The sequence below is a fragment of the Polaribacter sp. 20A6 genome (assembly GCF_011378915.1).
GTDB lineage: Bacteria > Bacteroidota > Bacteroidia > Flavobacteriales > Flavobacteriaceae > Polaribacter > Polaribacter sejongensis.
In genome coordinates this window covers 1-5,501 of record NZ_WTPZ01000015.1, presented here as the reverse complement: position 1 = coordinate 5,501, position 5,501 = coordinate 1, and the positions used below count along the sequence as shown (strand labels likewise).

The following is a 5,501-nucleotide window of genomic DNA, read 5'->3' as shown; positions in this document are numbered from 1 at the left end:
TAATTAAAAAGAGTTGTATGTTTGCAGTCCGAAATTTTCGGCAAAAACGTTCAGAGTTTTTTAGTTTTACAGCAAACAAAAAGAAATAAAAAAAAGTTTAATTTTTTATTGTCAGATTAGAAATAGTTTGTATGTTTGCAGCCGCTAAGAATTACAGCAAAAACGATCAAAGAAAATTTGGAATGACTCTTAAAAAAGTCAGTTAGTTCGATTCTAACATTTCTACAAAGTTTTAACCAATTGATAACTTTAAGTTGTTAATTAAGCTTAAAACAAAGTTCATTGAAAATATTGAAATTGACAGCGTAATTAAAGAGTAGAATAACCATGTTTAGATTTATTTAAACAAATTCTTTTGAAACTTATTCATTAAAATATTTAAAATATACAATGAAGAGTTTGATCCTGGCTCAGGATGAACGCTAGCGGCAGGCTTAACACATGCAAGTCGAGGGGTAACATTGTGCTTGCACAGATGACGACCGGCGCACGGGTGCGTAACGCGTATAGAACCTACCTTTTACTGGAGAATAGCCTTTAGAAATGAAGATTAATGCTCCATGGTATTGAGTTTCGGCATCGGAACTTAATTAAAGATTTATTGGTAAAAGATGGCTATGCGTCCTATTAGTTAGATGGTAAGGTAACGGCTTACCATGACTTTGATAGGTAGGGGTCCTGAGAGGGAGATCCCCCACACTGGTACTGAGACACGGACCAGACTCCTACGGGAGGCAGCAGTGAGGAATATTGGGCAATGGAGGCAACTCTGACCCAGCCATGCCGCGTGAAGGATGACTGCCCTATGGGTTGTAAACTTCTTTTATACAGGAAGAAACACTGGTATGTATACCAGCTTGACGGTACTGTAAGAATAAGGACCGGCTAACTCCGTGCCAGCAGCCGCGGTAATACGGAGGGTCCGAGCGTTATCCGGAATCATTGGGTTTAAAGGGTCCGCAGGCGGTCAATTAAGTCAGAGGTGAAATCCCATAGCTCAACTATGGAACTGCCTTTGATACTGGTTGACTTGAGTCATATGGAAGTAGATAGAATGTGTAGTGTAGCGGTGAAATGCATAGATATTACACAGAATACCGATTGCGAAGGCAGTCTACTACGTATGTACTGACGCTGAGGGACGAAAGCGTGGGGAGCGAACAGGATTAGATACCCTGGTAGTCCACGCCGTAAACGATGGATACTAGTTGTTGGGCATTAGCTCAGTGACTAAGCGAAAGTGATAAGTATCCCACCTGGGGAGTACGGTCGCAAGACTGAAACTCAAAGGAATTGACGGGGGCCCGCACAAGCGGTGGAGCATGTGGTTTAATTCGATGATACGCGAGGAACCTTACCAGGGCTTAAATGTAGTCTGACAGCTTTAGAGATAGAGTTTTCTTCGGACAGATTACAAGGTGCTGCATGGTTGTCGTCAGCTCGTGCCGTGAGGTGTCAGGTTAAGTCCTATAACGAGCGCAACCCCTGTCGTTAGTTGCCAGCATGTTATGATGGGGACTCTAACGAGACTGCCTACGCAAGTAGTGAGGAAGGTGGGGATGACGTCAAATCATCACGGCCCTTACGTCCTGGGCCACACACGTGCTACAATGGTATGGACAATGAGCAGCCATCTGGCAACAGAGAGCGAATCTATAAACCATATCACAGTTCGGATCGGAGTCTGCAACTCGACTCCGTGAAGCTGGAATCGCTAGTAATCGGATATCAGCCATGATCCGGTGAATACGTTCCCGGGCCTTGTACACACCGCCCGTCAAGCCATGGAAGCTGGGAGTGCCTGAAGTCGGTCACCGCAAGGAGCCGCCTAGGGTAAAACTGGTAACTAGGGCTAAGTCGTAACAAGGTAGCCGTACCGGAAGGTGCGGCTGGAACACCTCCTTTCTAGAGAAAGATGGTGAGTTACAAAAAAAGGTCATTTTTACTCTTTGCTGTTAATTTTATAATATAAGTATTTTAAGCTATTATAGTCTCGTAGCTCAGCTGGTTAGAGCGCTACACTGATAATGTAGAGGTCGGCAGTTCGAGTCTGCCCGGGACTACAAAAGCAAAAAAGTACTAAGGAAATTCTGGAAGTAAGAGGATTCTACATTCATAATTTAGGATTTATTCTGAATTTCATAATGGGGGATTAGCTCAGCTGGCTAGAGCGCTTGCCTTGCACGCAAGAGGTCATCGGTTCGACTCCGATATTCTCCACAACGGTCAATTTCAAGAAATCGACCACAAGTTCATTGACATATTGGTAAAATGATATCGTAAGAATCAAATAGATAGAGAACAATTAGAGCAATCTAATTAAATAATTTTTTTATAAAAATATAAAAGAGTTCATTATAGTGTGGCAACACACTGTAGCAAAAAGTACAATAAGTTAAGTAAGGGCGTATGGCGGATGCCTAGGCTCTCAGAGACGACGAAGGACGTGATAAGCTGCGAAAAGCTACGGGGAGGGGCACATACCTTTTGATCCGTAGATATCCGAATGGGGCAACCCGGCATGTTGAAGACATGTCACCTAGCAATAGGGGTAAACCCGGTGAACTGAAACATCTAAGTAACCGGAGGAAGAGAAAACAATAGTGATTCCGTTAGTAGTGGCGAGCGAACGCGGATTAGCCCAAACCTATTTTGTTACGGCAAAATAGGGGTTGTAGGGCCACGATATTCGAAGATAAGTGAATTAGAACTGTTTGGAAAGACAGACCATAGAGGGTGATAGTCCCGTAAAAGTAAGCGAATTTTAGATAGTGGTACCCTGAGTAGTGCGGGACACGAGTAATCCTGTATGAATCCACCGGGACCATCCGGTAAGGCTAAATACTCCTGAGAGACCGATAGTGAACTAGTACCGTGAGGGAAAGGTGAAAAGAACCCTAAGTAAGGGAGTGAAATAGAACCTGAAACCGTACGCCTACAAGCGGTCGGAGCATCATTTATGGTGTGACGGCGTGCCTTTTGCATAATGAGCCTACGAGTTACTGTTTCTAGCAAGGTTAATTGATTAAGTCAAGGAGCCGTAGCGAAAGCGAGTCTGAATAGGGCGCTTTAGTTAGTAGTAGTAGACGCGAAACCGAGTGATCTACCCATGGGCAGGTTGAAGCTGTAGTAACATACAGTGGAGGACCGAACCAGTTGACGTTGAAAAGTCTTTGGATGACCTGTGGGTAGGGGTGAAAGGCCAATCAAACTCGGAAATAGCTCGTACTCCCCGAAATGCATTTAGGTGCAGCGTTGAGTAAAAGTTTTATAGAGGTAGAGCTACTGATTGGATGCGGGGGCTTCACCGCCTACCAATTCCTGACAAACTCCGAATGCTATAAAATGTTTCTCAGCAGTGAGGGCATGGGTGCTAAGGTCCATGTCCGAGAGGGAAAGAACCCAGACCATCAGCTAAGGTCCCCAAATATATGTTAAGTTGAAAAAACGAGGTGAAATTGCTTAGACAGCTAGGATGTTGGCTTGGAAGCAGCCATTCATTTAAAGAGTGCGTAACAGCTCACTAGTCGAGCGATTTCGCATGGATAATAATCGGGCATAAACATATTACCGAAGCTATGGATTAACGTTGAAAGACACGTTAGTGGTAGGGGAGCATTGTAATCAGCGTAGAAGGTGTACTGTGAGGTATGCTGGAGTGGTTACAAAAGAAAATGTAGGCATAAGTAACGATAATGGGGGCGAGAAACCCCCACACCGAAAGACTAAGGTTTCCTCAGCGATGCTAATCAGCTGAGGGTTAGTCGGGTCCTAAGGCGAATCCGAAGGGAGTAGTCGATGGATAACAGGTTAATATTCCTGTACTTCTTATAATTGCGATGGGGTGACGGAGTAATGAAAGCACCGCGAACTGACGGAATAGTTCGTTGAAACATGTAGCTATTAGAACTGTAGGCAAATCCGCAGATCTAGGTGAAATGTGATAGTACCAAGCGTCTTCGGACAATTGGATAGTGTGCCTAAGGGCTTCCAAGAAAAACCTCTAAGCTTCAGATTATAAGAACCCGTACCGTAAACCGACACAGGTAGTTGGGATGAGAATTCTAAGGTGCTCGAGAGATTCATGGCTAAGGAACTAGGCAAAATAGACCCGTAACTTCGGGAGAAGGGTCGCCCATCTTCGGATGGGCCGCAGTGAAAAGGTCCAGGCGACTGTTTATCAAAAACACAGGGCTTTGCTAAATTGAAAGATGATGTATAAGGCCTGACACCTGCCCGGTGCTGGAAGGTTAAGTGGAGGGTTTAGCTTCGGCGAAGATCTGAAATGAAGCCCCAGTAAACGGCGGCCGTAACTATAACGGTCCTAAGGTAGCGAAATTCCTTGTCGGGTAAGTTCCGACCTGCACGAATGGTGCAACGATCTGGACACTGTCTCAGCCATGAGCTCGGTGAAATTGTAGTATCGGTGAAGATGCCGATTACCCGCAGCGGGACGAAAAGACCCCGTGAACCTTTACTATAGCTTAGTATTGGCTTTGGATAAGTAATGTGTAGGATAGGTGGGAGACATTGAAGCGGCGTCGCTAGGCGTTGTGGAGTCGTCCTTGAAATACCACCCTTTGCTTATCTAGAGTCTAACTCAGAGATGAGGACAGTGCTTGGTGGGTAGTTTGACTGGGGTGGTCGCCTCCAAAAGAGTAACGGAGGCTTCTAAAGGTACCCTCAGTACGCTTGGTAACCGTACGTAGAGTGCAATGGCATAAGGGTGCTTGACTGAGAGACATACAGGTCGATCAGGTTGGAAACAAGAGCATAGTGATCCGGTGGTTCCGCATGGAAGGGCCATCGCTCAAAGGATAAAAGGTACTCCGGGGATAACAGGCTGATCTCCCCCAAGAGCTCATATCGACGGGGGGGTTTGGCACCTCGATGTCGGCTCGTCACATCCTGGGGCTGGAGAAGGTCCCAAGGGTTGGGCTGTTCGCCCATTAAAGTGGCACGCGAGCTGGGTTCAGAACGTCGTGAGACAGTTCGGTCTCTATCTGCTGTGGGCGTTAGAAATTTGCGTGGATCTGACTCTAGTACGAGAGGACCGAGTTGGACTGACCTCTAGTGTACCTGTTGTTTCGCCAGAAGCATAGCAGGGTAGCTACGTCGGGAAGGGATAAGCGCTGAAAGCATATAAGCGCGAAACCCACCACAAGATGAGATTTCTTTAAAGGGTCGTTGGAGATTACAACGTTGATAGGTCATAGGTGTAAAGGCAGTAATGTCATAGCCAAGTGATACTAATAACCCATAGACTTATGTACGCTTCCCGCCGAAAGGCGGGAGCACAGACTCTTTATTTATTAGACGATTTAGATATTATTTTACCATATGTCAACTTATACAGTTGAAGCAATTTAACTGAAAATTTTAGGGTGGTTATAGCATTGGGGCTCACCTCTTCCCATCTCGAACAGAGAAGTTAAGCCCAATCGCGCCGATGGTACTGCATTTATGTGGGAGAGTAGGTCGCCGCCTTTCTTTAATACGGA

Annotated in this window: 2 tRNA genes and 3 rRNA genes; all 5 read left to right on the top strand. The window is 45.5% G+C overall.

Annotated elements, in window-relative coordinates:
• The first annotated feature begins 387 nt into the window (after positions 1-387).
• Positions 388-1,905: ribosomal RNA gene (locus GQS57_RS18070) — 16S ribosomal RNA — on the top strand.
• Between the two features lie 84 nt (positions 1,906-1,989).
• Positions 1,990-2,063: transfer RNA gene (locus GQS57_RS18065), tRNA-Ile, on the top strand.
• Between the two features lie 83 nt (positions 2,064-2,146).
• Positions 2,147-2,220 (top strand) — tRNA-Ala (locus tag GQS57_RS18060).
• Between the two features lie 168 nt (positions 2,221-2,388).
• Positions 2,389-5,273: ribosomal RNA gene (locus GQS57_RS18055) — 23S ribosomal RNA — on the top strand.
• Positions 5,274-5,380: 107 nt separating this feature from the next.
• Positions 5,381-5,490: ribosomal RNA gene (gene rrf / locus GQS57_RS18050) — 5S ribosomal RNA — on the top strand.
• The 16S, 23S and 5S rRNA genes sit together here with 2 tRNA genes alongside, the layout of an rRNA operon.
• The last annotated feature ends 11 nt before the right edge of the window (positions 5,491-5,501 follow it).